This is a genomic window from Lysinibacillus sp. NPDC048646, assembly GCF_050272295.1.
Classification (GTDB): domain Bacteria; phylum Bacillota; class Bacilli; order Bacillales_A; family Planococcaceae; genus Lysinibacillus.
Genome location: NZ_JBNNLZ010000018.1, coordinates 12,768 through 37,930, shown reverse-complemented (window position 1 = coordinate 37,930; position 25,163 = coordinate 12,768). Strand labels below are relative to the sequence as shown.

Below are 25,163 nucleotides of genomic sequence, written 5' to 3'. Positions count from 1 at the left end.
TTCACAGATAACAGATTGATTTATTATTGAGGGGTTCGATACAGGAAGTCTACGAGTATTCTTTAAAAATGATTCAATGCCAAATAGACTTGTTCATCATCCCTAAAACAAGTCTATTTTATATCATCCGCAAGTAAGGAGAAACATAACAGTAAATTTTAGTCTATTATTTTACCTTCAGGTATGTTACCGTCATTCACCCATCCTTCGATCATTCGATTAAAGAAATCAGGTTTTGCCAAAGATACACCATGTCCAATCTTAGCTAATATGACTCCTTGACAATTTGGATTACTTTTCACTAGATCAATGGCCGATTTTCTCATCATGGCTTTTTCTTTCTCTCCCACAGTAATTAATATCTTTGTCTGTGCTTGGTTAAAACGTTCAGGTATCTCGAATGATAGGTTCTCTTCTATTATTCTAATAAGTGTTTCTACTTTCATTTGACAACTTTCTTTGTAATATCGTTGAAAATGATCATGCTCGATATAGAGCATTCTTGCTTGGATTTTTGAAAAAGCTTTATTTTTAATGAGAGGAAATGTCCATTTAATAGTGGGGCTAATAATTTTTTTAGCGTATGGGGATGGCCTTACTAACGCACTATTTATAATGGCAAAATCAATTAAATTTGCTTTTATACTTAACATTTGAATAGCTATTTGAGCCCCTAATGAAAATCCTATGACAACGACTTGTTTTCCCGGCGCTTTTTCTTCTATTAAATCAATTAGTTTTTCTGCACTATCGAGGATCGAAAAGTTTGGCTCATGCTTACTTAGACCTTGTTCTGGTAAGTCTGCTACAACACAATGATAATCTGTGAAGTATTGAATTTGTTTATCCCACATCCAACCACTTACGCCTCCACCATGTAAAAATAGGATCATCATGGAAGCGTTTTTATCGCCGTGTTCTTGGTAATACAAAGCCATCGCGTTCACCTTGCTTTCTTTATTAAAATGATTAACTCATGTTTTGTTCACCCGAATGATTAATGATTCTCTTGCACAATGACTTGTAATTTTTCTAGAATATTCTTTAACTGTTCCAAATCTTCTAGAGACAATTTTCCATAAATCTCTCTATTTATTTCATCTTTTAAAGAGGCTAAGTCGTTGAAATATTGATGGGCTTTATCAGCAAGTTGTAAAACGATCTCACGACGGTTCTTAGGGTTAATAGACCGTTCAATATAGCCTTTATGTTGTAATTTATTTAATATTTGGCTTATTGCGCTTGTTGAAACATTTAACTTATCTGCTAAATCTTTTGTTGAGGTAACACCCACTTTTATTAATTCAAGTAGTAATACTTGTTTTGCAGTTAACTGATTATCAATTTTGTGCTCGAACTTTTTTGCTAATTGGATATTAAAATTGTTTTGTAAAACGTTTATTTGATTCATATAATTATTTTTCAATAATTACACCTCGCTTAATAGTTAAGTGGCCTTAACTATAAAGGCTTGTTAACGAAATGTAAATAGTTAAAGTTGTATGTTTTTAATTCACAAGTCCAGGCAACAGCCTTGTTAAAGCATGATTTTTTACTAAAATTTATTTTGTTGCAAAAATGCAACGAATGATAAGCGAATGTTATGAATTCAGAAGAGGCTTCTATAAATCATAAGCGTCAAAAATTTTTTGCAATACTAAAATTTTTTATAAATTTTGCTTCTTTTTTACAAACAATGATCCAAATTACATGAAGGGACTGAAATGAAAATGAATTCACATTGCCGAATATGTCAATTCGTGAGTGGAAAGTGAAGGGTCAATTTAGCATTAGAGGAGGGCAATCAGTTATGTGAGGAGAAAAAGCATGCTAGTGAGCAAATTGAATAACAGACAAGTCTGCTAATTGTTGAAATCACACTTGCGGCACACTGATATAGATGGTAAAATCTTTAGAGTAAGTTTTTTAGAAAATGATTAAGTATTTAACTACATATAGAAATTATTTCATTAGACAATTTAAACAATATGGTGTATAGTGAAACTAATAAATAAATTCCTTTAGTGGAAATATTGAATTCACCTATTACAAAGAGTAATCGTGTTTATTCGGTACTTTTTGTAATATGTGAATTTTTTTATTTTATAGAAGAAATTATATATTACAATTTATTTTTTGGAGGTTTTCTTAAATGAAACAAGGTACAGTAAAATGGTTTAACGCAGAAAAAGGTTTTGGATTTATCGAAGTTGAAGGTGAAGCAGACGTATTCGCTCACTTCTCAGCGATTCAAAGCGAAGGTTTCAAATCACTTGACGAAGGTCAAAAAGTTGAGTTTGAAGTGGAAGACGGTAACCGCGGACCACAAGCTAAAAACATCGTTAAACTTTAATTAACACATGCATTTTATAAAAAGAGGCATCCTTAGGGAATGCTTCTTTTTTTTTTGTACATGGATAGTCATGCATAGAGGATGATAATCGCATTACGTATGGTCGGAGCTCACTCATAACTGGCCGTAGACTGAACGACTTAAATGTGCGCAAGATGTTATTTATCTTCTAATGTAAGTAACATCCATCTATAAATCATGAATACCCCCATATAAGCACCAACTACTAAAAAAAGAGGATTTAAAAAAACGGCATGAATGGTCGTCATAAATACAGCATCATCAACGATAATTTGATAGATGGAAGTGGCTGCAATACTGCCGAAGATAATTGATGCGACTACTACTCCAATATTAAAAAATTGGCGAAATTTTCCACTTAAATGTTGGAGATAAAGCATAAGGGTTGGTACAACTAAGATAGAAGTAATTATTAAGACTTTCACAATAACACGTCCTTTTTCTCATTATGCCCTTGAAAAAATGCTCATAATCAAACGAGGATCATCGATAGGACAAAAAATCTTCTTTGCAACATCAGCTAGGTGAAAGTGTTAATGTTTGTTACCGAGTGCTTGAAGCCAAACTGCGGACTTCAAAAACAAAGGTATGAATTTATAACAATATTCCAATTCAAATAAAGTATTCTAAAGATTGGCACCGACAATCAGAAATTTTTTCACTTTTTTTCTGTGCCATTTCTTACAGATGGAATGAAATCGGTAGAAGCTGTAAATAGAACGGGTAATGTAAATGGTGTTTTATTATAAGGGTTGTGGGTTATAGCAGGGTGGAAATCCATTGACATCTTGAATCATATGAAAATCATATTGTTTTAAAGCAAATTGAGTTTGATATAAGTATTCAAGGACAAGTAACTTGCCCCCAGCTACACCGCATAAAATACCTGAAGTCCCTTGACCGTTTGATAATGATATTCCAACAGGTTGACCGATTAAATACCGAATTTTATGTTGCCAGGACATGATGGTCACTCCTTTCAGTACATAATATGTTCTAGGGATTGTAAGGTGTTTTTTGTTTCAATGGAAAATCGTCAAAATTTCGTAGGTTGCAATCTTTATTGGACTAGGCGATAGCATATAAAGTGATATTCATCTTCAACGAAAATCTAGAAAGGAGAGAAAATGTGCTGAATAGACAGGCAATTAAAAGTAAAAAGATGAAGCGGGTGAATAAATTGGAGAATAAATCAGTAGTGAAAAATGGCATTGGGTTTGGTTCGGTATTAGCTATCACTATTTCATGGAGTGTCAATCATTCTATATTATGGGCTATTATTCATGGGTGTTTCAGTTGGCTATATGTAATTTATTATGCTTTAACAAGGTAAGGTGTTCAAAATAGTAATATATTTGTTGCTTTACCGTAATTTGACGTTGTCACATGATCTTCTACACACCTTAGGAACACAATAGTTTAAATGAATTTTGAAATGGGTAAAAATAAGAGAGGTTGTAATAATCGAAGAATGGAAATAGTATATACCGTTCATATCTGAAGTGACTCTGGCATAAATAACTAAGTGCTGGTTATTGCCATCAAAAATAACAAGCGCACAAATATTCGGAGAAAAGGATGGATACTATTCACGATATGGAAGGATGTTTCAAAATTCATACAACTATGACTGCAGCATTGAAGAAAGGTTGATAAGATGACACATCAAGTTACCGCTACGAGCAATATTGATTTCGGTGCTACAGGCGTTGATGAAATATTGCAAAATGTGGCTTATATTTTATCTACATTTGTAATATCTTGTCCTCTATATGGTAAGAGGTCAAAAACTGACGCACCCTTTTACCTTACAAAGAGACGTAATACCGCACGCATTATTGATAGTATTAAGCGTTTTGAGCCACGTGCAGTTGTTATAGATGTAGATTATCTTGGAGACGTATTTGTTGGGAAATTACAACCTGTCGTAAAAGTAATTGTCAATGAATAAAACCTAGGAGAAGGACAGTGGAGGGCCTTTCAGATATACAAATAGGTTAGATGGATTAATAAGTAGCTTTGTACCTATCCAACTAAATCCAAAAAGGTACGTTTTTATGTTGGATTTCTAGCACTAGCGCATTAACTGTGTATCAATAATTAAACCAATTGTTCAATTAAAAAAGGATCTCTTCCATTTAAGAAGAGATCCTTTTATCGTTATGCTGCCGGATTTCTTCTAATACCGTCAATTTTTTGACAGTCAATAACAATTGGTGTAGCTGCAGCAGCAGCTCCTACTTCAAGGAAGTAAGCACAGCAATTTTTTGGATCTAAGCTTACGAAAATAACACCAAGGAAACTACCGCCACCTGATAACAACACATCTACTAAAGTACCTGGTTCAAAGCGCTTTAAAAGATTACAGATACAACCTTTACAGTTATGGCTAAATTTATCGTCGCACTTATCTTCTTCGTGATGCTTTCTCATGCAATCGCATTTATCTTCTTTGTGATGTTTTCTCATGCAATCGCATTTATCATGTTTAGATTCGCATTTGTCACCTTTATTTAAATTGTTATGATCCCAATTCATATGCTTTACAAATCTATTATCTTGCATTCTTTAATCTCCCTGTTTATGTTAGTTTTTTTGTAATGCGAGTGCTGCTTTACTCTTATAATCTATGAATAGAGAGGGAAAGGAGATTGGTAATTTGCCCTGTAAAAGATTAAAATATAAGAATTTTCTTGTGAAAATCAAAAATTATGATTACCTATTGGATTTGAATGCTATGACAATGGGTATTTTCATGGAAATGTAAGATAGACTCTTACATTCAATTGGCAGTAAAGAACACATGCATAGATTGAATGCTATGAGCCGGCTCAAATTCACTTAGAATTTATTCGTAAAATGAAACGTATTTTATTATAAAAAAGAGAAATGGAGAGAATGGATGAAGGGACTAAAAATGAGTTTTCTTATTTTGTTTTTATTGCTATTCATCATAGTTGTATTTGTTAAAAATAACCCATCGCAAAGTAAGCAATCTCCTCAAACTCCTCGAAACGACTATAATCAAAATTATGCTGAGGAAATTGGTGGAAAATTACAAAGTTCAAGCTTTACTAAAGAAGTTTTAGAAGCCTTAAGAGCAGAGGGTTACTTTCCTGACAGCACCGTTGGCTATTTAGTAGATTCTCCTGACAAACAATTTATCGAAATTTATTTACATAATTCTGATAAATTGGATAAAGCGTCGAAGGAAGAGATTCAAATAATTATTAATACTGTCGCGAAAAACAATCATTTAAATTCATTCATTGTCGATATACAGGAAACAAATTAAGGAAACTATTGTTTGCATGAGCATATACCAAGAATCAAGAAGCTCTAAGGACAGTTGAGGGCACTGAAAAAGTCCATAAAATGAATTTTAGCCATGGCGGAAACGATTAATCGTTTCTGCCATGGCTTTTTCTTCGATACCGTTGATTTCCGTTTCGGTGAACGCTTTCCTGGGGGCGAACCTTGAACCTCCTCGTCGCTAACGCTCCTGCGGGGTCTCAAACTGTTCGCTAATCCCCCCAAGGAGTCGCCGCCTATAGCCAATCAACTAATTTTATCGTTTTTCTGAGTTTTTCATTCTTTCCGATTCACACCTAACCCTTTTGATGAGTTAAAAACAAAATATTGTTTGGATAATGGATGGAATGCGATTCCACGATTCGGATGTTCAAATATTTATTACTAAAACCAATTTTTGGTTAGCTCAGATGTAGACCTAGTGGAACGTTTAAAATACGATATGTCGTTTAAATATTTCTTAGATATGGCATCAGAAGAAGATGTTATCGATCCGAGCTCTCTCTCAAAGTTCCGCCGACTTCGTGAATTTGAAATGATCTTGAAGCTATTAAATGAAAAATAAGGGGATACCAAAAGAAAACCGGCACTTTCTGTTTAAAAATCAAACAAAAGTTGCCGGTTTTTACTATTGAAGAACATTACATTTTAAAAACGTAAATTTTTCAGTGCTCTTGGAAAGTTTGGTCTTTTTTTTCTTGAAAATGGGCATATGGTATAATGTATACGAGGAGGTGATTGTCGTGGAAATTTTAGTTTTAGGTGCGACGGGTCGGGTCGGTAGCCATATTATTTCACTTGCGCTACATGATGGACATCATGTTACTGCCTTAGTACGTACACCGAATAAAATGGAAATAAAAGATACAAATTTACACATTACTCATGGCAACGTATTAAATCAACAGGACCTAGAATCTGTAATGTCTGAGATTGACATTGTTATTAGTGCATTAAATACGGATGGCACAAATACACTTACCGAAAGTATGCGATTGATTCTTGAAACGATGAAAAAAGCAAATGTCAAACGAATTATTACCGTTGGTACAGCTGGAATTTTACAAAGTCGGTTAAACCCTGATTTACTTCGTTACCAGTCAAGTGAATCCAAACAGAAGTCCACTTATGCAGCAGAAGAGCATCACAAAGTTTTTGACATGTTAAGCCAATCTGACGTTGATTGGACAATTGTCTGTCCTACATATTTGCCTGATGGAGAATATACTGGCGTATATCGAATAGAACGAAATTTCTTGCCTGATGGTGGAACTAAAATTTCAGTGGCGGATACTGCTGAATTTACTTATCAACAAAGTATAAGTAGTGAATATTTGCAATCCCGTGTTGGAATAGCATACTAAAAGTTAGAAAATTTTTCTTTCCAAGCTTGAATACAAACAATTTGAACAATGAGTTTTCATATATTGCATGATTTCTTTCATGCAATAAGGGGCAGGAGGCTAATGTTATTTCTTGCGAATAGTTACTGTTAGACATAAAAATACTCCCCATAGAGAAAACAGATTTTTATTTTTTAAATCTGTTTTCTCTAGGGGAGCATATCAGCGCTTGAAAAAGTGATGCGATATGGGGTCTTTTTATTTAATTAACAATTATTTTTCATGATTGTTCTTGTCGCTTTTTTTATTATTTTTTCGGTGGCCTTTCCTACAGATTCTTTTTGCCATTTTTCACATATAGCTAGTACCCAATTTACTTGAGTTTTACTTGCATCGTTTAACCAATTACCGACAGAATCTTGAACATATTTCGATGAATCTGCTTTAAGTAAATCTAAAAGGGATAATGCTTTATGTGGTTCTTGCTTAAGGATTTCAATATGTTTTGTCCAAACTCCACGAGGTCTAATAGATTCAACTGCAAAACGTCGAATATTTTCATTATCATCCTTAGCCCACGCAGTTAATAATTCCACACTTTTATCTATATCTTCGGAAAGATCTTCTCTTATTGCCATCCAAGCAATTTCACGCACACCAAAATGATGATCCGCCGCAAAATGTCTGATAAATGATAGTTTTTCCGCTAGAGTTTGTTGGCGATGTTTATTCATAAAGGCTGCCCAACATCTTACGCTATCTGACATATGATTGGAGCAGTATGCCAATATTTCTAACTTTTTTGACTCGCTTTCATCAAACATTACTGTCGTTAGTAAATCACTAGTGGTACGTATCGCTTTCATCCCTGTAAAAGCATTATGATTGGCCATTTCAGTTAACAGTACATCCGATTTTCCCTTCTCCAAATTGAATGACGGTAATACATGCTTCAACAACGTGAAATGATTGACAGCTTGCCATTCAATAAGATTTACGCTCTCTATTAACCCGCGATTTAGCAAATCTAGTACTTCACGTGGGATATCACTAGTCTTCCTAGCGCCTTTTCGACTTTGAACATGTTCATGTATCATTTTGTGAATTCACCCTTGTATTAGTATATTTGTAAAAAATGGATCTGTTTCAATTGTATATTAACTATTAATCCACTTCAATTTCAAGAGGAGGGATGGGAAAGAGATACATGTCTTTTCTTCTATATTAAAAACTTCAAGCAAATATTATTAAACACGTATGACTACTTTAATTAATAAAGTAATCATACGTGTTTTTGATTAGAAGTGTAATTGATACGACAATAAATAGCTTTCGTACGAAGCCACTTCCTTTTTTTATAGCAACTTGAGAGCCAACAATTGCTCCAAAAATTTGAGCAGCTCCCATCACGAGACCGTAAACATAGTGAATCTGATCTAAATACATAAACATTAAAAGAGCAGCAATATTACTACCAAAGTTTAAAAATTTTGCATTACCTGCAGCTTTTAAAAAGTCTGTGCCAATCATGAGAAAGGCGAAAATAAAAAAGGAACCTGTGCCTGGACCGAGGAAGCCATCGTAAAATCCAATCCCAAAGAGAAGAAAAATAAAACCAAGTAATTTTACAGGAGATAATTTCTTAATGGCTGCGATACTGCCCCAATCTTTTTTGAAAATTGTATAGATGGCAATAACAGCGAGCATAAGTAACATCAGTGGTTTTAATATGTCTGGACTAATTAATGTAACGGTCCAAGCACCAATAAGAGCGCCAAAAAATGCGAGTGGGAAAAATTTTGCGACAGATTGCACATCAATTTTTCCAGATCGATAAAATGAAATGGTTGAAGTAAACGATCCGATTGTACCGGCAAGTTTATTTGTAGCGATGGCAGTAGTTGGGTTTAAACCAGCAAATAATAATACTGGTAATGCAATAAGTCCACCTCCACCAACGACTGAATCAATAAATGCCGCGAGAAAGCCAAATAGTATGAGTATCAGTAATAATTGTAAATCTAGCTGCATAAAATCACTCTTTCATTTAGTTACTACTGAAATAGTAACTAAATTATATGAATTTGTAAAGTGAATGTTTTTTCGCTATCTCATACGAAATTTGACTATAATAAAAGAAATGGGGGGATTCACTAGTGGAATTAATTAACCAATTCAAACAACTAGGCTATACAGAATATGAAGCGAAGGCATACATATCACTGGTGCAAAATAATAATGTGACAGCTTATCAAGTGAGTAAGAATTCAGGTATTCCACGTGCGCGTATTTATGGAATACTTGATTTATTAGTGGAGAAAGGTCTAGTTATGAAAGAAGAAACGCCAGAAATAACAACCTATACTGCGATAGCTGTATCCGTGTTTTTACAAAAGATAGAAAAGCATTGGCAATCCAGTTTTATATCCATGTCAAATCACTTAGATTCCTTAGAGCAACAGGAGTCAATAGCGGACAATAAAGTTTTAAGTATTAAGGATAGAGAAACTATCTTAGCTTATTGCCATTCGATGTTAAAAAAAGCGAAAAAACGAGTGCTATTATCGATGTGGGATGATGTTTATGAGGAATTACGGGAGGATTTGGATAGGGCCTCACAACAAGTGAAAGTGCATGGCATTACGCTTCATGTGATGGAACCTTTAGCTACTTTAGATCAACACCGTGTGACGGATTATACCGAAAAGACTACAACGGACCATTGGTTTATCCTATCAATCGATGGAAAAGAGATGATTTATGGACCATCACCTGATAACCGTGAGCTTGCGTTCTTTACAGATGATCCCATCCATATATACTTATTAGAGGATTATATTTGGCATGATGTTCTTGTAAATCGGTTAGTGAAGCGTAGCAAAGATGACCTAGGTGATTGGATTACAAAAGAACGAAATGTTTTTTTCGGAGTTTAAATCTCTTATTTTTTGATTGACGTGTCGGTAAAGTAACCGCTAAAAATAGGGGAACCCGACACATTGAATGTAGTCTTTTAATGTACGGTGTCATGTGAAATTACTTTGTGCGTTTAGCGAGGGAAAGGAACGGGTAATACAATATTACGATTGATCAAAGAAAAAAGGTCTACATCGTATTCATGCCGAGGTGATTCTCTATAGCATTAAAAAACGATGCACCCGGTAATAACAACGCAACAAAAGGAGCAAGATTACATGACAATTACAAGTACAGCAAAAGAGGATTTAAAAGCACTTTTTAAAGAAGCTAAGACAAGAGGGATTTTAAAAATCGATCATAGCGATCGTGTAGACCGTATGAGTGACGGCGATGCACTAGGATTGCTCATTTCGATGCTTAAACGAACGCTATAAGATGTGAGTCGCTCAGCTATTCACTTATTAAATAAAACTACAATGACCAACATAGCAAAGTGCTATATTGGTCATTTCAGACTGTAGACAAACTCAAAAAAATGAGTTTGTTTACAGTCCTTTTTCTTTTAAAATAGAAGGTTCTATATGAACCCGTTGATGTCCGCTACGGTGGACGCTTTTCGCGGGCACGGCTTCAGTCTCCTCGTCGCTACGCTCCTGCGGGGCCTTCAGCTCATGCTATTCCCGCAGAAAGCTTTGCTCTGTAGCGAAAGGCGAATGCCGTCAGCTACACTCGCCTCCTGCGCTCCCATCAACTAGTATACGTCTATAAATTATTGCGGTGATGAATAAGATGACGAAAAATATACATAATGAACGACATGAATTAGAAATGCTGACAATTGGCCAAATGGTGCCTGAAGAACATTTAGTCCGTAAATTAGAAGCTGGGATTGATTGTTCATTTATTTATCCAATGGTTGAGAGTGCGAATAAACGCAAGTTCGAAAAGAAAATAGTGCGCAAAGAAACACGTTCGTATGAGTCAAAGTTGCAGGAAGAATTAAACCAAGACCGTGTTGATCATGGGAAAAAGCCGGTTCCTCCAGAGAAATTCGAAAAGGAAGTAAAAGAAGCCGAAACATCTTCGTCATATTTATACAATTAGACAATTCTATGCACGTCGAAAAGAAAAGAGTAAACGGGTCTTTGCCGATGTAAAAGAAAAGCATGGTATGTATGTGAATTTACCTTAAAATAGCGTTTTCACTAGAATACTAGTTGGAAAATATATGACTAAGTGTAGTGTAAGTGCATTCAATCTAACTAATTGAAGTGGGACAGTTGGTTGGGTAGGGGGCAATAACCAACAATAATTCATTCAAGAGCTAGTAAAGTAAGAAGGCAGCTATTAAAATTGCGAATTTCAAGAAGAAAGGAATTGTATTTGACAATATGTATACGTTTGTATACAATTTGAAGTAATTAAGTGTATACATATGTATACAAAGGAGGGTATTTATATTGAGAGATGAAAATTTTAAAGAATTTAAAAAAGAGGGACATCAACGTGGTGAGCGACACGAGGGAAGAGATGGCTCACATCATCGTGGTGGGCGATACAAAGGAAGAGATGGTTCACATCAACGTGGGCCGAAAACCTTTCGCCGGGGGAGAGCAATTGCCTTTTTAGAAATGATGAATGTGAAGCGTTCGACGATTAAGCAACAGTTAGAGTTGCCGGAGTTCCAATCAATTCAAGCAATTTTAGTGGGTGAATTAAAAGCGATCGATATGATTATCAACGAATTTACTCAATTATTCGAAATCCATGAAGGTGAAGCAATGGATACATCCGGTGAAAATGTAGAGACAGAAAATTCGAAGTTGGGTAGTGAAAAGTCATTCGATAATGGTAAGGAGGAATTAAAGATTAGTGAAAATAATTAATAGTTATATCGATTCATTATTTCAACATCAAGATATTCTTTTGGAGGAGGTTATATCGTCAATAGAAGCACATGGTATGCCTTCCATCTCGGTATCACCGTCCTCTGGAAAACTTTTAACGATGCTTACAGCTATTTCAGGGGCCAAAAATATACTTGAAATAGGCGCTCTTGGAGGCTATAGCGGAATTTGCCTTGCCAGAGGATTTGGTAGCAAAGGACAATTAACTTCTCTTGAATTAGAGGAGAAATACGCAACGTTAGCATACAAAAATTTAACGAAAGCCGGTTTTGGTCATCAAGTATCCTATTTAACTGGACCTGCTTTACAAAGTTTAGAAAAACTGGTCGAGGATCATAAGCGATTCGACTTATTCTTTATCGATGCTGATAAAGAAAATTATGAAAATTATTTAAGTTACTGTATTCGACTTGCGCATGAGGGTGCTTTAATAGTGACTGATAATGTACTTGCTAACGGTAGTGTCGCAGACTCGAATGCTACACCAAAACGTTATACTGAAATGATGAAGAAATTCAATAAAATGGTGGCCAATCATCCTCAACTAGAATCTGTGATTGTTCCGATTGGTGATGGGATGACCCTTTCAAAAGTGAAGATATAAAAGTTTTTTTTCAAAGAGTTTATTTAATTTGGCTTGTGAACATCATGTTAGCCTAAGTTCGTCGCATCCATGCGACAACGGCTAACTGATCTGCATCGTGCAGGCCTAAGCACAAAGTCGAATCCGGACGCAATTATGCCGAGGCATAAATAAGATAGAAAAAATGACAAAAGCATCGAGCGTGTACGCTCGATGCTTTTTGTTGATAGTCTGCGTCTCTTCCTAACAAGAGACTTCTTAAAAATTACGCTGCAGCATTTCTTTTGACAATAGCATCAATTTTTTGACAGTCAATGATAACTGGTGTAGCCGCATCATCATCGCCTACTTCAAGGAAGTAGGCACAGCAATTTCGCGGATCTAAGGATGTGAAATACACACCAAAGACTCTACCGCCGTTTGGAAGGAAAATATCAACTAAAGTTCCTGGCTCAAAGCGTCTTAATAGATTACATACGCAACCGTTACAGTTCAGATTTATTAAAATCCCAGTAGTTTTATATGACCTAAAAACGGTTATGACAATAGAGTCGGTGGTCAATTAGATCATCAATATATAACCTCGTTATGTATGTTGTGAAAAGGACTAAAAAAATACCTTATCTTTTTCAAGTTCCTCTATACGTTTTTCTAATTTCTTGATTTTAGATTCATTCATCCCAGTAAGAACGAATGCTGCTGTTGCAATGGAAATAGTGAGTAATGAGGAAATATCCATGTTGTTAAACCTCCTGATATTAGTTGATGGAATTATACAATTAGGTGCTCTGTGCAACAATGTGAAAGAAATTATTATAGGGGTCACTTCCCTATCCGAAGTGACCCAAACCAACAAATCAGGGAATGTAAGGCTAAATTAGCTTTACACTACTATTACTATGATGTGATAGCTATCTTTGTATAGTTTATTGCCCGAGAAATAGATTTTAAAATAAAAAAAAGCCGCTGTGTTCTCACAAAAGTAACTGTCGCAAGGACTATTTAAACTTTTTAGGATGTTCAACTTTGATTGAAGCTACTTCTCCACAATTTTTACAAAAAGTATAAATGAGTGGAGAACCCAAGGAAAATACAGCGCCTAATGGACGGATAGTTGCATGTCCACTTTGTCGGCCTATTTCACCTTTTGTAAAGGAATCACTACCACAAGCCTTACAGATTAATTGATTGTTTTCCATAGTTTACACCTCATTATGTAATATATGTAAATTGTAGCATAAAAAATGTAGCATGTGACGATAATAGAAATTTCGATTGGAAATAAGCTTGACTATAAAGATTCAAAATGAGGAAAGCAACGATAAAAGGGTCACTCGGGTGAAAGTGACCCTCGTAACAAGTTTCGGAGGCGCAAAGCTAATTTAGCTTTACACTACTATTACTATGTTGAAATCAGTATGTTTGTATAGTTCTTAGTCTATGAATTTTCAAAATAATAATTCAAATCCTGTAAACAAGGACTTATCCAATGTAACAATATTTAGAATAGAAAACTATATTTTCATTCGAACGAAAGAGTAGCCAAAAAGTACTTCTTTTTTTTTGATACAAATTCAAAGAGTTATTTCTTGAAAGTATATCGTGTGCGATATAAAATGATCGTATGCGATATATATTAGGAGGCGAGTTTTAAAATTAAAGAATTTTTACTAGAGAATCAACTATGTTTCGCGGTGTATAAAGCAGCTAATCAATTTACAAAATTATATCGCCAAGTACTGGAACCATTTGATTTGACTTACCCGCAATATTTGGTGCTACTTGCATTATGGGAACAAGATAATCTTGTCGTAAAGCAAATAAGTGGAAAATTGAGTTTGGGAATAGGTACGTTAAATCCGATACTAAATAAGCTTGTCGATAAAGGTTGGGTGAAGAAAGAAACTTCTTCCATTGATAAACGGGCTGTTGTCATTTCATTAACAGAGAAGGCAAGGTTGACAGAAACATCTATTACAGCACAGTTAGTTGAAAAAATGACTCGATGTGATGCATTAACTGAAATTGACGGAGCATTAAGGGTACAGTTACAGAATTTAAACGTGATATTATCTCAAATGAATGATTTGGAGGAAAAAAGATGAGTATATATGACATCCATGTAAAATTAGAAGATGGTTCAGAATATAGTTTAGAGCAATACAAGGACAAGGCCTTACTCATTGTGAATACAGCAACAAAGTGCGGGTTTACACCACAATTTGAAGAATTAGAAGAATTGTACAAGAAATATCAAGCACGAGGATTTGAGGTACTAGGATTCCCTTCAGATCAGTTTAAACAAGAGGTTGATTCAGCCACAGAGGCAGCCGAAGCTTGCCGTTTAACATACGGGGTTACATTCCCAATGCATGAAATTGTAAAGGTAAACGGTAAAGAAGCACATCCTCTTTTTGAGCATTTAACAAGTCATTCAAAGGGATTTTTAGGAAGAAGCGTTAAATGGAATTTTACAAAGTTTTTAGTAAATCGAAATGGTGAAGTTGTATCTCGCTTTGCTTCAACGGATAAACCTAAAAGCTTTGAGGATGAAATTAAAAAAATCTTAAAATAACGAATGTAAGACGAAGATTTGTCATTAAAAGAATTCGGTATAGGCCTGGCGGTAGGACTGTGTAACTCGAATGAATGGGAAATACAGCATTTCTAAAAGGCTATTGGAGAACAACAAATGATAGTAGCACATACTGTTATCGTTTGTTGTTCTCTTTTTACGCAATAGATTATTTGGATTACGGATGAATTGATGAAGCGTTTTAGAAGTTATAATTAGGAAGTTCACATCTAAACAGGTGTGGCTTTTACGATGAATGAGAATGACATTATTAGAATTCTTTATTTATTCATTTAATGATGAATGGTGTCTTAATTAAAATACCTAAAGAGTCACATCTAACCAGATGTGACTTTTTATTTTGCATTTAATAACTATGTGTGGAGGATGATAAATGATTCGGAAGAACGCATACAAGAACTAATCATGTTCAACCAGACGACACAATTGATGGATGCAGTTACGACAAATAGCATTGGCGCGAAATTATTATGAATGCCAATTGTGCAAGGCAACTGGTCGTTATCACAAGGCAGAGAACATTCAGCACTTATAAAAGTAAAGACACATTCATTATCTGTCATTGACTCTAAGCAACTAACAATGCCTATGCATCAAATGTCATACCGATGTGCATGAGCATTTGGCATCAACAAAAGCATTTAGTCTATCCATGAAGAGAGGTGGTAATATGCAATTTACAGATGGCACATGGACATTTGATACAGAAGAGATCGAAGCAGCTGTTAAGAATCCCCAGCGAGAGGGGGATGAGCGAGACATGCTGAATGCATTTGCTCGCTATGCTTACTATCGATACAAGCAGATAAGAGACTGTGTTAACCCTCGTAAGTGTAAATACATGTGGATTGATAAAGTACGAGAACAATTAAAATCACCGGCTAAACTAAGAAGAGTGTGTAATTTATTAAACATTACAGAAGATGAAGTACTTTACATTGTAGCTTTTGTTAAAAAGCACTTGAAGTACGTAAAATAAATACCCCTAGACAATAAGTGTAACTACAGCAGGCAAATATAATACCTGAAGTGAAGGGATTTATTGAATACTATTTCCCATTCAAAAAATAATGAGATCTTTTTTATGGGGTGGGTGTTAGCAAAAATGGTTTCATTGCAATATGTAGAAATAGTTGTATTAACTAAATACTTCATAAAAGAAGGGGCTGTCCCAAAAGTCCTTCAAACAATAACCATCGTTTCCTATATGGTGAAAATGCACTCCGCTTTCCGGGGGTAAGGCTCGCATCAGGGCAATAGGATGTTGGTCACATAGGCGCGGCTCCTGTCGCTCCGTCATTTGAGAAGGAATCTATAAAAGGGTCACTTGGATAAAAGTGACCCTAGAATTAAAATCTGGAGGTGTTAAAATTTTATTTGACTATCATAGCTAATAAAAAATGATTTGTTAGTACATGAAACTAGCGCCGACAATAATAAGAAGAATAAATAGTACAACAATTAGAACGAATGATGAACCACTGTAGTTGTTTCCACCACCATAGCTATATCCCATAGGAATTCCCCTCCTTTCTACAATTTATAATATGTAGGGATATAAAAGTGAGAGGTGTTATTCATCTATCAATATCAAAAAGTCTATAAAAAGATTTGCTGAAATAACTCTTAGTATCAAAAACTGTATTGAATAGCCAATTGCATCAGTTCGAAGGTACTACGAACACTTTTTTTGCATACACTGACATGAAAACATAGCGGGTTCACTTTGCAAAAATCTCGAACAATTAGGTGCTCAGTCATTTATGAATTAAAGATTGATGTAAAGTATGAATTTTGAAATAATTATAGTAATTACGATAAGTAACATATTTAAAGTAATTTAAGTGTATGAAAGAGTTAAGGAAAGGATTTGGTAGGTTGGTGAGTCAATATTCGACAGTAAGTAAACCATTTAGAAGGTTAAAATTGCTAGGGCTAGCTTTTATTATTGTCATTTTATTCGCATTGTTCTCAGGGTTCCTTTATGAGTATATCCGTTATAAAAATGTTAAAAGTAAATACCCACCAGATGGACAAATGATAGATGTCGGAAATAGAGAACTCCATGTGAACATTCAAGGAACCAAAACGAATCTACCACCCGTTGTCATTGAAACTGGAACAGGTACTTGGTCCTATGATTGGGCAAAAGTTCAGAAAGCATTATCAAAACAAACCCAAGTTATCACATATGACCGAGCAGGATATGGCTGGAGTGACCCACCTCCCAATGGATTTTCTGTCGATGCGACAATAGAAGACTTAAGTAAGATTCTCGAATCTTCTAAAATTGACACGCCAGTAATATTAGTTGGTCATTCTGTTGGAGGGATTTATTCTCGTCTTTTTGCAGACAAGTACCCAGAAAAGGTATTTGGATTAGTTCTTGTTGATTCCAGGAATGAATATTTTGCAGAACAAGCTACAGAATTTAATAACAAGTTTTTCGAGACACAAGACCAGACTATGAATCGTATTTTATCTCAGTTTGGAATCGTACGACTACTAGGGGAAAGTATGTTCTCTAATTCTATGCCTGATTACATTTCCGCAGAAAAATATATAAATGTTCATTGGGACGCGCCATTTTTTAAAGTATTAGATGAAGAGATCAAGGAAATTAAAATCTCTGAAAAGTCACTAAAAAACATTCACTCTTTAGGGGATAAGCCTTTAACAATCATCACACCAATGGATGTAGAATTACTTGCTACAGAATTTGGATTTTCGAAACAAGAGGAGAGTAACCTGAACAAGCAATGGAAGGATTCTCAAAAACAATTGACCAATTTATCAACTAATAGTAATTTTGTTTCAGTTCCTAATAGTAGTCACTCTGTTATGTATGACCAACCTGAGGCAATAATTGAAGCAATATTGGACATGACTGATTAAAATAAATTGATTGTGAATTGGACTAAATAACTTTTTAAGGTCCTTGAAGTTTCGCATCTTGTGTTGCCGCAAAAACTAGCGAACATCATGTCAAGATGTTCGCTGTTTTTTTGTTACCTAATTAAACGTAATGAAAACGACGATACTTTATCTCATTAGATATTCTCCGATGATTTATTATAAAAAGTCACTCATTTAAGTTTGAAAAAATGAGTGACTTTCTTCTGATTTATGTTAGTTGGTAGTTGCCTGTAAATTAAAAATACAGGATGTCAACTTTTGCCGGGCTTCCTAGACTCACTGTGGATAATTCGGTAATCGCCTAATAGCGGAAGCTGTCGGGATTCAATATTCTTTAAGCGCAAAGAGCTGTCCATCCAGTGGGGCGATAGCTGAAGCCGCTTTTATGTACTTTACTAATTATGTTTATTTATCATGACCCGATTTATTCATTTAATATAGGTATTTTTATTGAATAATTAACATTACACCAGGACTATTATATCATATCGATCTAGGACTTAAGATGCTTAGTTAATATTTTAACGTTGACATTATAGTTCTTTTGAATAATAATATAATTAGGGTTTTTAGATATAAAGAATTATAACAATGCAAGATATATAGTGGTTTTCGAAAGGGGCAAATTAGATGAAAAGCAAAAGTATTAAGCGACAATTATTGTTTTTTACATTAGGATTACTGTTATTGTCATCAGTACTTAATTCTGTATTAAGTGTATGGATTGTTGGCAAAAATAGTCAAGAAGTTTTAGTTGAGAAAGCCAAGGATCAGGTTTTTGAAATGGCAAAGCAAGTGGAAATGATATTAAATTCAGAGAGCGATCCCATTTCATCTTTACAAGAATTTGTCCAATTAAAGGAAAAACAAGACAATGTGACGTATGCTATTATTATTGATACCAATGTTCAAGCGGTGGCGCATAGTGATAAACAAAAATTAGGAAAAGTGTATGAGGACGACTACACGATAGATGGTGCTAAAAACGGGAAAAACCAATTTACAAGATGGTATGCTGAAGTCCAAGGTATATGGACGTATGACATTATGGAGCCTGTATATAAAGACGGCGAGCTTTATGGAGTTATTGACATTGGAGTGCCTGAAAGCGGCATTAAATCAATTGTCAACTCTGTTCTAAGTTATCAGATTATTACAGGCATCGTAAGTTTTTTAGTCATAGGTGCTTTAATGTGGTGGATTATTGGGCGCATTGTAGCGGCAATTAAAAATCTTGAAAACGTCATTCATCAAACCGCAAGTTTAGATTTTACTGAAAGCCCAGAACTAGAGACGTTATTAAATCGACAGGATGAAATTGGACTCATGTCAAAAGGCATCTCTGGCATGCGGTCGGCATTAAAGGATGTTACCGTTAACATACAAAATACCAGTTTCGAGTTATCGGATTCCTCAAAAATCCTTATGCAAATATCAGATGATACGGTACGTACAACTGATGAAATTAGCTCAGCCATTAATGAGATAGCAAAAGCAACAGAAGAACAGGCTAATGATACAGAAAAAGGTGCTGAACAATTGAATCAACTTTCTGTGAATATTAATAGTGTTATTAATCGTACAGAGAAGATAGCGTCCATGACAGAGGATATTGATTATTTAAGTAATCAGGGTGTGGAAACCGTCAACCAACTTTCTATTTGGTCAGAAAAGAATCGCGTGTCTTCACAACAGGTAAGTAGCATCGTTCAAGAAGTAGATAGAACTTCTTCCGATATATCAAGTATTATTAATACAATTACAGAAATTGCAACTCAAACAAATTTATTGGCACTGAATGCATCTATTGAGTCAGCTCGTGTAGGCGCAGCTGGAAAAGGTTTCGCAGTTGTTGCAGATGAAATTCGAAAATTATCCGAACAGACATCTAATGCCACCGAAGATATTAAGAACAAAATCGCTGCTATTCAAAATATTTCCAAAAGTGCTGTGCAGGAAATTGGTACGAGCCTTAGCATTGTCGAACAAAATGCTAAAGCTACAGAAAATACGAGTGAGATATTTAATACAATAAAGACAGCTCTAGACCAAACGAGTAAAGTTGCGCAAGAGGTGAAACATTTATCTAATGAGATGAATGAACGCAAGGAGCAAATCATTAGTGCAGTTCACAACATATCAGCTTCTGCAGTAGAAACCTCTGCGGGAACAGAACAAGTTTCTGCTTCAGCGTATGAACAGCTAAAAAGTATCGAAACAGTTTCAGAAAAAGCGCAGGATCTAAATACAATTGCCGATACTTTAAGTAGAGAAATGAAAAGATTCACTATTTAATATCAGTGCAAAAGCTATAGGAAAACATTTGGCAATCGTAGAGCTGACCTAGTCGTTTCAAAAAACGAAGTTGTGGTTTTGAACAGAACATTTCTTAATGGAGCTGCTGTGTCAGTGCTATATAAGATTCCATCATAATAAACGCATATACATTTCTATGATATGTTCGGAGTCACATCTAACTAGATGTGGCTTTTTATTAATCACAGCTGGTCGTTATCACAAAGCTGAAAACGTTCACCATATGAAAGAAGTAAAGACACACCATATCTATTAACTGGTATTGAATAAAGTGCGTCTCTAAATAACATAGGAACGCACTTACCAAGTAAAATTTATTCATCTTTAATAACTATAAAAACACCACTAAAAATTAAAATTGTACCCAACCAAAAAGAAATTCCTATTGTTTCTCCCAACAATAGCCAACCCAAGAAGGTTCCGACAATTGGTTGGAAGAAAAAGAACAATCCACCACTAGAAGCATTCATTAATTGTAGACCTTTGTTCCATAATAAAAAACCACCAGCTGTTGAAATAACGCCTAAATAGAGTAATCCTCCTGAAATTGTCGGTTGCAATATACTAAATAGATTTAAATCATTTAACTTTGGTAGAACAAATGGCGTCAATAAAATGACTGCGATCATAGCTGAGTAAGTTGTAAAAACAATTTGTGAATAATGACCAGGAACTTTTTTGACTAATACGGACATCAATGCCCATGTTAATGCAGCAATTAATAAGGAGAAACCGCCTAATTGTTGTGTCCCGTCAATTTGTCCATGTCCAACAATAATGACAACCCCAATTGTTGCTAGCAGGATGGAAATACATTTTTTTGGCGTTATTTTTTCTTTTAAAATAAAGCGTGCAAACACGACCATAAAGGCAGGTGTTGTTGCTGTAATAATTGCACCCATTTGAGCAGTCGATAACATCGTGCCTATTTCTTGTGTGACAATCGATATTGTATTACCGATGAGACCTACAAGAAAAATAATCAACCAGTCTTTTTTAGCTATTTTCCATGATTGCTTCATGCATAAACCAACAATTGCAAGCACAATGACAGCAATCACATAACGAATCCAGACAAGTTCCAAAGGTGGAACAACATCAACCACTACTTTTACAACAACATACATTGCGCCCCAAATACTTGCTGCAAGTGATAAAAACAAGGCGCCTATTACTTTAGTACTCATATTTTCTCCTCCGTTTTTCATAGGTATCTATGTCCTTAACGGAGAAATACTCTTCTACCGTTAAGGAAGAAGGATTGTTGGTACGTCTTGTTCAAATAATGGTGAAAACATCAACTAAATCACTCCATGCTGTTTTTATTTTTATTTAGTATAAATCAATTGCAATCGTTTGAATAGGAATAGTTAAATTGGGTTCAAATTAATCGGGCAGGTATTAAAAAATAATTCGAGCGTAATAAATAAAAAAAATTAACATCCATCGGGGTGTTTTTTGTTTTGCCCTAAAAAGTGAACAGCAAGCGGACATCCTCTTGTTGCTAAATAAACGATTCTTGCTTTCAGAAGGAGATAATACCTAAATTCTTGATGTTAAATAGTGTTTTTTGTGCTATTTTGTTAATGAGGTGATTTTATGGCGAAAGATATTACAATAGATTTTAACAATCTCGGAAGCAAAACACCACATAGTGGACATGATAGACTGAACAACAGTAAAGCCATGAGTAATACAAAAATCACTAAAGAATGCGTTGACAAATTGATTGAGAATATTGACAAAACACTAAGGAAATCCGAGTAACGTCTTTTTGATGTCAAAACAGTATTGAGGTTATTGTACATGCTTTCTGCTCTATGATGGAGCGGCAGGCGAAAATGTGAGAAAGAATGATAATGGCTTATAAACATTGAGATAGGTGTTTGATCGCTAAGCAAAAGTATTTAAATTTGAGGACGATATGGGCAGAGCGAACAGGCACCTACACTAATGGAGGGCACTGAAAAAGTCCATAAAATGAATATTAGCCATGGCGGAAACGATTAATCGTTTCTGCCATGGCTTTTTCTTCGATGCCGTAGATTTCCGTTTCGGCGGCCGCCTTCCTGGGTGGCGAACCTTGAGCCTCCTCGTCACTAACGCTCCTGCGGGGTCTCAAGCTGTTCGTTAGTCCCTCAAGGAATCGCCGCCTACACGCCAATCAACTAATTTTATCGTTTCTGAGTTTTTCATTCTTTCCGATTTACCCCTAACCCTTTATCATGAAAGGATTAATGCAAGGTGTGCTGTCCATGATTTCCAAACAAGAAATATTCACGCTAAGCCCTTATAGGATGCTTTACGACTTAATTGTGCCTAAAGAGAATATGCTTCGTCAAATCAAGGAACTCGTTGATTTTTCTTCTGTTTTAGAGGAGTTAAAAACAAAATATTGTTTGGATAATGGGCGAGTAAGGCAAAATTAAAAGGATTAAGTCCGGTACAATACCGAACTCAATCCTTCGAAGTTACTTAACTAATAACATATCTAATGGTTCACTTCACACATGGTATCTTGTATTATTTTATAGGTACTTTAAGTCCTATGAATGAAGCGATAGATAAAATAGAGGTAACAACACCTAATAAAGTACTCAATTTCTCTAATGGTTTTTTAGCTTTCTCTTTATCACCGTTTTCTATATGAGTTTGGAGTAGTTCAAAATTGGCTTCTGCAATATCTCGTTGTTCATCGGATAGGCATTGAATTTCTTCGTGAAGTTGTTGTAAAGCATTGATAATATCATCAGAATGGCTAGCTTTTCCTTGATTGAGGGTACCGTTGTTTTCAATAGTTATATTCCCTTTGTTTTCTCCAAAAGTTAAACCACCATATTTACTAGATTCACTCATATAACCATCTCCTAAAATTATAGTTAAACTCCCAAGCTTTGATACTAAACCTAATAATTGACTAGAATGTTCTTTTTCTAAGGTATTTATAATTTTTCTTAAACTCTCAGGTTTATTTTGTTGATTTAAACCAACATAAAGCGTTTTGTTATTGTTTTTTTTTTTGAAAAATTTTGTTTGAAATCCTCACTTAATTCAATTATTGGAATAGTGTCTAAAGGACTAATACAATTTTCTGTTCCGCAATACTTACAAGTAATTTCTGGATCAATACGATCAAGTTCATATTTAGCAACAGTTAAAATGTTTCTATTGCATTCTTCGCAGAGAAACTCCAATTTTATGATAAGTGCTTCTTGTTCTTCCAATTCAGATAATTTGTCAATAACTACTCCAAGAGGTAAGTCAGTTATTTTTACAATATAACTATGGTAAAATTTTTCAATTTTACTATTCGCAATTGCCTCAAGTGCATTATTAATCTTTTGAGAAATTTCCCATGGTTTTAAATTGCTCACAACTTTTACCTCGCAGAATAAATTTGTTAAATCAATTTTTCTCTAATATAATGCAATACATGCTCAGACGCGAATACATTGAATTTAAATGTCTTTGTCGTTAAACCAATTCTAATAGAATATTCTTGTACCACTCCACCAACACTATGTTCAAATATTATAGATCCTTTTTGTTTGGCTAGGTAAGGTTCTAAATAATCATATAATGGTAATCCTCTTAGTTCTCTAATACTACCTAATCCTATTGTTTCAAGACCACTTAAAAGTAACATAGTAAAAGGTGTTGTTTCTAAAGTGCCGATGATATCTTCACTATTCAAATTTTGCTCAAGAACGGATAATTCACCCTTAGTATAGTATTCATCAATTGCAGAAAGTATACTTACAAATGATTGACCATGTGTTTCTTCAAATGTATTTACTATTCCTGCTGGTCTTCCTGTAGCATCAATAAGCTTTCCTTCAAGAACATCAACTAAAGAATCAAGAGTACCACCGTATCTCTCTAAAAAATCAAATTGTTTGAATTCATATTCATCATCCACTATTTTGGCTAATCCAGCAATAATTTTCTTTGCAACAGCTGAACTTGCTCGTACTTCGATTATTCCCTTAATTTCATCAATATAAACTGTCGTAATTTCGTGTTTAATGTATTCTCTACGATTAGCTAAAAAGTAATCAACATTAACCCCTGTACAATGAATAAATCTTAAATAATAAGCTTGTGACCCTTCGATTTCGGCAGCAGCAATAATTGTAGGTTCATTTGGAATATTCTCACTGTTGGGAGTAATCACTGTTTCAAAAGGATCAAATGGCATCTTATTAATAATACTTTGTTTAAGCCCCGTTAAACTAGATTGATTTGTAGTTTGATACCATGCTAAAGAAACAACTCCAGAAAAAATATTATTGCTTATTACTTCCAGGGCTTCACCTTCAATATGTTCAAACGCTGTCCACACTCTGCTTGTTAACTCATTTACATTTCCTGTTGATTCTAAAGTCATACCATTACAGATCTCTTTAAGTAGCGCTTTGTTTAATCTATTCAAGTCTTGGGGGAAAATCAAAGATTTAATTGTATTCATTTCTCACCTCTGGAATTATATAGTCGATTTTGTTAATATATTCTATATATTACCATAAAAAGATAATTATTTGTTATGAATGACAAAAAAAGATAAATAAGTATTAATTACACAATTGTCTAGATTAGAATTCTTAATTTCCTTATTTAGAACATATGCACGTAAAAATGATTTATGCCGTTATAGAAAAAAAAACATCAACAGTTTGATTTTTTTATAGGGGGAAAGAGTACCACCAGCGTAATAATCTGCTTTTGCGACACTTTCAAACAGTATCGAAACGAACAATAAAATTTAAAATGAGACAATGATTAACTTCAAATATTTCATTTTAAAAATTCCCATAGGATAATAACCCTGGAAAAAATAAACAGATATTTATTATGTTGGAACTACCGCAGCTATGAGGTGAAATTAACACAAAATGGT

The 25,163-nt window shown here is 34.6% G+C and carries 28 protein-coding genes and 4 pseudogenes; 18 read left to right on the top strand and 14 right to left on the bottom strand.

From position 1 onward, the window contains the following. Positions 1-158: 158 nt before the first annotated feature. Positions 159-938: an alpha/beta fold hydrolase gene (locus ACQKII_RS17405; protein WP_427461359.1), complete on the bottom strand. Its 780-nt coding sequence runs from the start codon at positions 936-938 to the stop codon at positions 159-161. Between the two features lie 59 nt (positions 939-997). Next, positions 998-1,426: a MarR family winged helix-turn-helix transcriptional regulator gene (locus tag ACQKII_RS17400; RefSeq protein WP_427461357.1), complete on the bottom strand. Its 429-nt coding sequence runs from the start codon at positions 1,424-1,426 to the stop codon at positions 998-1,000. A gap of 726 nt (positions 1,427-2,152) precedes the next feature. Here ACQKII_RS17400 and ACQKII_RS17395 point away from each other — a divergent pair. Further along, positions 2,153-2,353: a cold-shock protein gene (locus tag ACQKII_RS17395; RefSeq protein WP_010859579.1), complete on the top strand. Its 201-nt coding sequence runs from the start codon at positions 2,153-2,155 to the stop codon at positions 2,351-2,353. A 158-nt stretch (positions 2,354-2,511) separates the two neighbouring features. On the opposite strand, the gene ACQKII_RS17390 is transcribed toward ACQKII_RS17395, so the two are convergent. Together ACQKII_RS17390 and ACQKII_RS17385 are read right to left on the bottom strand one after the other, a co-directional pair. After that, a complete protein-coding gene (locus ACQKII_RS17390; protein ID WP_427461355.1) occupies positions 2,512-2,799 on the bottom strand; it encodes a transposase in 288 nt (95 codons plus the stop codon). A gap of 318 nt (positions 2,800-3,117) precedes the next feature. Further along, positions 3,118-3,339: a hypothetical protein gene (locus tag ACQKII_RS17385; RefSeq protein WP_427461353.1), complete on the bottom strand. Its 222-nt coding sequence runs from the start codon at positions 3,337-3,339 to the stop codon at positions 3,118-3,120. 164 nt (positions 3,340-3,503) lie between these two features. On the opposite strand from ACQKII_RS17385, the gene ACQKII_RS17380 reads away from it, so the two are divergent. Together ACQKII_RS17380 and ACQKII_RS17375 are read left to right on the top strand one after the other, a co-directional pair. Then, positions 3,504-3,707 carry a hypothetical protein gene (locus tag ACQKII_RS17380; RefSeq protein ID WP_427461351.1) on the top strand — a complete coding sequence of 68 codons (204 nt, stop codon included), beginning with the start codon at positions 3,504-3,506 and terminating at the stop codon, positions 3,705-3,707. A 324-nt stretch (positions 3,708-4,031) separates the two neighbouring features. After that, entirely contained in the window at positions 4,032-4,325 is a 294-nt protein-coding gene (locus ACQKII_RS17375; RefSeq protein ID WP_427461349.1) for a hypothetical protein, read from the top strand. A 209-nt stretch (positions 4,326-4,534) separates the two neighbouring features. On the opposite strand, the gene ACQKII_RS17370 is transcribed toward ACQKII_RS17375, so the two are convergent. Then, positions 4,535-4,939 (bottom strand): hypothetical protein, encoded by a 405-nt coding sequence (locus ACQKII_RS17370; protein ID WP_427461347.1) that lies wholly within the window; start codon positions 4,937-4,939, stop codon positions 4,535-4,537. A 352-nt stretch (positions 4,940-5,291) separates the two neighbouring features. Between ACQKII_RS17370 and ACQKII_RS17365 the strand changes: the two genes are divergently transcribed. The 3 genes and pseudogenes from ACQKII_RS17365 to ACQKII_RS17355 all read left to right on the top strand — a co-directional run bounded on the left by ACQKII_RS17365 (position 5,292) and on the right by ACQKII_RS17355 (position 7,050). After that, positions 5,292-5,669 (top strand): hypothetical protein, encoded by a 378-nt coding sequence (locus ACQKII_RS17365; protein WP_427461345.1) that lies wholly within the window; start codon positions 5,292-5,294, stop codon positions 5,667-5,669. 321 nt (positions 5,670-5,990) lie between these two features. Beyond that, positions 5,991-6,248 (top strand): annotated as a pseudogene (locus ACQKII_RS17360) (transposase); the annotation flags it as partial. A gap of 181 nt (positions 6,249-6,429) precedes the next feature. Beyond that, on the top strand, positions 6,430-7,050 hold the full coding sequence (locus tag ACQKII_RS17355) for an NAD(P)-dependent oxidoreductase (RefSeq protein ID WP_427461343.1): 621 nt from the start codon (positions 6,430-6,432) through the stop codon (positions 7,048-7,050). A 245-nt stretch (positions 7,051-7,295) separates the two neighbouring features. On the opposite strand, the gene ACQKII_RS17350 is transcribed toward ACQKII_RS17355, so the two are convergent. Then, the gene (locus tag ACQKII_RS17350; protein ID WP_427461341.1) at positions 7,296-8,126 is read right to left on the bottom strand and encodes a DNA alkylation repair protein; all 831 of its coding nucleotides are present in this window, start codon (positions 8,124-8,126) and stop codon (positions 7,296-7,298) included. A 169-nt stretch (positions 8,127-8,295) separates the two neighbouring features. Further along, entirely contained in the window at positions 8,296-9,060 is a 765-nt protein-coding gene (locus ACQKII_RS17345) for a TSUP family transporter (protein WP_427461339.1), read from the bottom strand. A gap of 125 nt (positions 9,061-9,185) precedes the next feature. On the opposite strand from ACQKII_RS17345, the gene ACQKII_RS17340 reads away from it, so the two are divergent. From ACQKII_RS17340 to ACQKII_RS17320, 5 genes and pseudogenes are all read left to right on the top strand, one after another. Beyond that, positions 9,186-9,965: a TrmB family transcriptional regulator gene (locus ACQKII_RS17340; RefSeq protein WP_427461337.1), complete on the top strand. Its 780-nt coding sequence runs from the start codon at positions 9,186-9,188 to the stop codon at positions 9,963-9,965. 258 nt (positions 9,966-10,223) lie between these two features. Next, entirely contained in the window at positions 10,224-10,382 is a 159-nt protein-coding gene (locus ACQKII_RS17335; protein WP_427461335.1) for a hypothetical protein, read from the top strand. Positions 10,383-10,737: 355 nt separating this feature from the next. Beyond that, positions 10,738-11,028: pseudogene (locus ACQKII_RS17330) on the top strand (hypothetical protein); the annotation flags it as partial. A 380-nt stretch (positions 11,029-11,408) separates the two neighbouring features. Then, positions 11,409-11,834: a hypothetical protein gene (locus tag ACQKII_RS17325; RefSeq protein WP_427461333.1), complete on the top strand. Its 426-nt coding sequence runs from the start codon at positions 11,409-11,411 to the stop codon at positions 11,832-11,834. Then, positions 11,821-12,459, top strand: coding sequence for an O-methyltransferase (locus tag ACQKII_RS17320; protein WP_427461331.1), 639 nt, complete (start codon positions 11,821-11,823; stop codon positions 12,457-12,459). The genes ACQKII_RS17325 and ACQKII_RS17320 overlap by 14 nt, the downstream gene beginning before the upstream one ends. 586 nt (positions 12,460-13,045) lie before the next feature. Here the strand turns inward: ACQKII_RS17320 and ACQKII_RS17315 are convergent. Next, positions 13,046-13,177, bottom strand: a complete 132-nt coding sequence (locus tag ACQKII_RS17315) for a hypothetical protein (RefSeq protein WP_427461329.1) — start codon at positions 13,175-13,177, stop codon at positions 13,046-13,048. Between the two features lie 259 nt (positions 13,178-13,436). Further along, entirely contained in the window at positions 13,437-13,637 is a 201-nt protein-coding gene (locus ACQKII_RS17310) for a hypothetical protein (RefSeq protein ID WP_427461328.1), read from the bottom strand. A gap of 495 nt (positions 13,638-14,132) precedes the next feature. On the opposite strand from ACQKII_RS17310, the gene ACQKII_RS17305 reads away from it, so the two are divergent. The 3 genes from ACQKII_RS17305 to ACQKII_RS17295 all read left to right on the top strand — a co-directional run bounded on the left by ACQKII_RS17305 (position 14,133) and on the right by ACQKII_RS17295 (position 16,013). Next, a complete protein-coding gene (locus ACQKII_RS17305) occupies positions 14,133-14,543 on the top strand; it encodes a MarR family winged helix-turn-helix transcriptional regulator (protein WP_427461326.1) in 411 nt (136 codons plus the stop codon). Next, entirely contained in the window at positions 14,540-15,013 is a 474-nt protein-coding gene (locus ACQKII_RS17300; RefSeq protein ID WP_427461324.1) for a glutathione peroxidase, read from the top strand. The genes ACQKII_RS17305 and ACQKII_RS17300 overlap by 4 nt, the downstream gene beginning before the upstream one ends. Before the next feature lie 643 nt (positions 15,014-15,656). Next, a complete protein-coding gene (locus ACQKII_RS17295; RefSeq protein WP_427461322.1) occupies positions 15,657-16,013 on the top strand; it encodes a hypothetical protein in 357 nt (118 codons plus the stop codon). Positions 16,014-16,442: 429 nt separating this feature from the next. Here ACQKII_RS17295 and ACQKII_RS17290 read toward each other — a convergent pair. Beyond that, a pseudogene (locus ACQKII_RS17290) lies at positions 16,443-16,514 on the bottom strand (YjcZ family sporulation protein); the annotation flags it as partial. A gap of 368 nt (positions 16,515-16,882) precedes the next feature. On the opposite strand from ACQKII_RS17290, the gene ACQKII_RS17285 reads away from it, so the two are divergent. Next, positions 16,883-17,929, top strand: coding sequence for an alpha/beta fold hydrolase (locus ACQKII_RS17285; RefSeq protein WP_427461320.1), 1,047 nt, complete (start codon positions 16,883-16,885; stop codon positions 17,927-17,929). A gap of 651 nt (positions 17,930-18,580) precedes the next feature. Beyond that, positions 18,581-20,245: a methyl-accepting chemotaxis protein gene (locus tag ACQKII_RS17280; RefSeq protein ID WP_427461318.1), complete on the top strand. Its 1,665-nt coding sequence runs from the start codon at positions 18,581-18,583 to the stop codon at positions 20,243-20,245. Positions 20,246-20,580: 335 nt separating this feature from the next. Here the strand turns inward: ACQKII_RS17280 and ACQKII_RS17275 are convergent, their stop codons facing one another. Further along, positions 20,581-21,453 (bottom strand): DMT family transporter, encoded by an 873-nt coding sequence (locus ACQKII_RS17275; RefSeq protein WP_427461316.1) that lies wholly within the window; start codon positions 21,451-21,453, stop codon positions 20,581-20,583. A 412-nt stretch (positions 21,454-21,865) separates the two neighbouring features. Between ACQKII_RS17275 and ACQKII_RS17270 the strand changes: the two genes are divergently transcribed. Together ACQKII_RS17270 and ACQKII_RS17265 are read left to right on the top strand one after the other, a co-directional pair. Then, positions 21,866-22,033 (top strand): hypothetical protein, encoded by a 168-nt coding sequence (locus ACQKII_RS17270; RefSeq protein WP_427461314.1) that lies wholly within the window; start codon positions 21,866-21,868, stop codon positions 22,031-22,033. A gap of 488 nt (positions 22,034-22,521) precedes the next feature. Beyond that, positions 22,522-22,680 (top strand): annotated as a pseudogene (locus tag ACQKII_RS17265) (IS5/IS1182 family transposase); the annotation flags it as partial. A 109-nt stretch (positions 22,681-22,789) separates the two neighbouring features. On the opposite strand, the gene ACQKII_RS17260 reads toward ACQKII_RS17265, so the two are convergent. The 3 genes from ACQKII_RS17260 to ACQKII_RS17250 all read right to left on the bottom strand — a co-directional run bounded on the left by ACQKII_RS17260 (position 22,790) and on the right by ACQKII_RS17250 (position 24,734). Beyond that, the gene (locus ACQKII_RS17260; RefSeq protein ID WP_427461312.1) at positions 22,790-23,122 is read right to left on the bottom strand and encodes a hypothetical protein; all 333 of its coding nucleotides are present in this window, start codon (positions 23,120-23,122) and stop codon (positions 22,790-22,792) included. A gap of 125 nt (positions 23,123-23,247) precedes the next feature. Beyond that, a complete protein-coding gene (locus ACQKII_RS17255; protein WP_427461310.1) occupies positions 23,248-23,640 on the bottom strand; it encodes a hypothetical protein in 393 nt (130 codons plus the stop codon). A gap of 26 nt (positions 23,641-23,666) precedes the next feature. Beyond that, complete coding sequence (locus tag ACQKII_RS17250; RefSeq protein ID WP_427461308.1) at positions 23,667-24,734, bottom strand: hypothetical protein; 1,068 nt, start codon at positions 24,732-24,734, stop codon at positions 23,667-23,669. Between the last annotated feature and the right edge of the window lie 429 nt (positions 24,735-25,163).

Excerpts from the sequence above, each read along its gene's own strand:
- ACQKII_RS17385 (WP_427461353.1), bottom strand. The coding sequence starts at position 3,339 with ATGTCCTGGCAACATAAAATTCGGTATTTAATCGGTCAACCTGTTGGA.
- ACQKII_RS17370 (WP_427461347.1), bottom strand. The coding sequence starts at position 4,939 with ATGCAAGATAATAGATTTGTAAAGCATATGAATTGGGATCATAACAAT.
- ACQKII_RS17250 (WP_427461308.1), bottom strand. The coding sequence starts at position 24,734 with ATGAATACAATTAAATCTTTGATTTTCCCCCAAGACTTGAATAGATTA.
- ACQKII_RS17335 (WP_427461335.1), top strand. The coding sequence starts at position 10,224 with ATGACAATTACAAGTACAGCAAAAGAGGATTTAAAAGCACTTTTTAAA.
- ACQKII_RS17285 (WP_427461320.1), top strand. The coding sequence starts at position 16,883 with ATGAAAGAGTTAAGGAAAGGATTTGGTAGGTTGGTGAGTCAATATTCG.
- ACQKII_RS17300 (WP_427461324.1), top strand. The coding sequence starts at position 14,540 with ATGAGTATATATGACATCCATGTAAAATTAGAAGATGGTTCAGAATAT.
- ACQKII_RS17315 (WP_427461329.1), bottom strand. The coding sequence starts at position 13,177 with ATGGATATTTCCTCATTACTCACTATTTCCATTGCAACAGCAGCATTC.
- ACQKII_RS17395 (WP_010859579.1), top strand. The coding sequence starts at position 2,153 with ATGAAACAAGGTACAGTAAAATGGTTTAACGCAGAAAAAGGTTTTGGA.
- ACQKII_RS17310 (WP_427461328.1), bottom strand. The coding sequence starts at position 13,637 with ATGGAAAACAATCAATTAATCTGTAAGGCTTGTGGTAGTGATTCCTTT.
- ACQKII_RS17260 (WP_427461312.1), bottom strand. The coding sequence starts at position 23,122 with ATGAGTGAATCTAGTAAATATGGTGGTTTAACTTTTGGAGAAAACAAA.
- ACQKII_RS17270 (WP_427461314.1), top strand. The coding sequence starts at position 21,866 with ATGGCGAAAGATATTACAATAGATTTTAACAATCTCGGAAGCAAAACA.
- ACQKII_RS17280 (WP_427461318.1), top strand. The coding sequence starts at position 18,581 with ATGAAAAGCAAAAGTATTAAGCGACAATTATTGTTTTTTACATTAGGA.
- ACQKII_RS17345 (WP_427461339.1), bottom strand. The coding sequence starts at position 9,060 with ATGCAGCTAGATTTACAATTATTACTGATACTCATACTATTTGGCTTT.
- ACQKII_RS17275 (WP_427461316.1), bottom strand. The coding sequence starts at position 21,453 with ATGAGTACTAAAGTAATAGGCGCCTTGTTTTTATCACTTGCAGCAAGT.
- ACQKII_RS17405 (WP_427461359.1), bottom strand. The coding sequence starts at position 938 with ATGGCTTTGTATTACCAAGAACACGGCGATAAAAACGCTTCCATGATG.
- ACQKII_RS17365 (WP_427461345.1), top strand. The coding sequence starts at position 5,292 with ATGAGTTTTCTTATTTTGTTTTTATTGCTATTCATCATAGTTGTATTT.
- ACQKII_RS17350 (WP_427461341.1), bottom strand. The coding sequence starts at position 8,126 with ATGATACATGAACATGTTCAAAGTCGAAAAGGCGCTAGGAAGACTAGT.
- ACQKII_RS17375 (WP_427461349.1), top strand. The coding sequence starts at position 4,032 with ATGACACATCAAGTTACCGCTACGAGCAATATTGATTTCGGTGCTACA.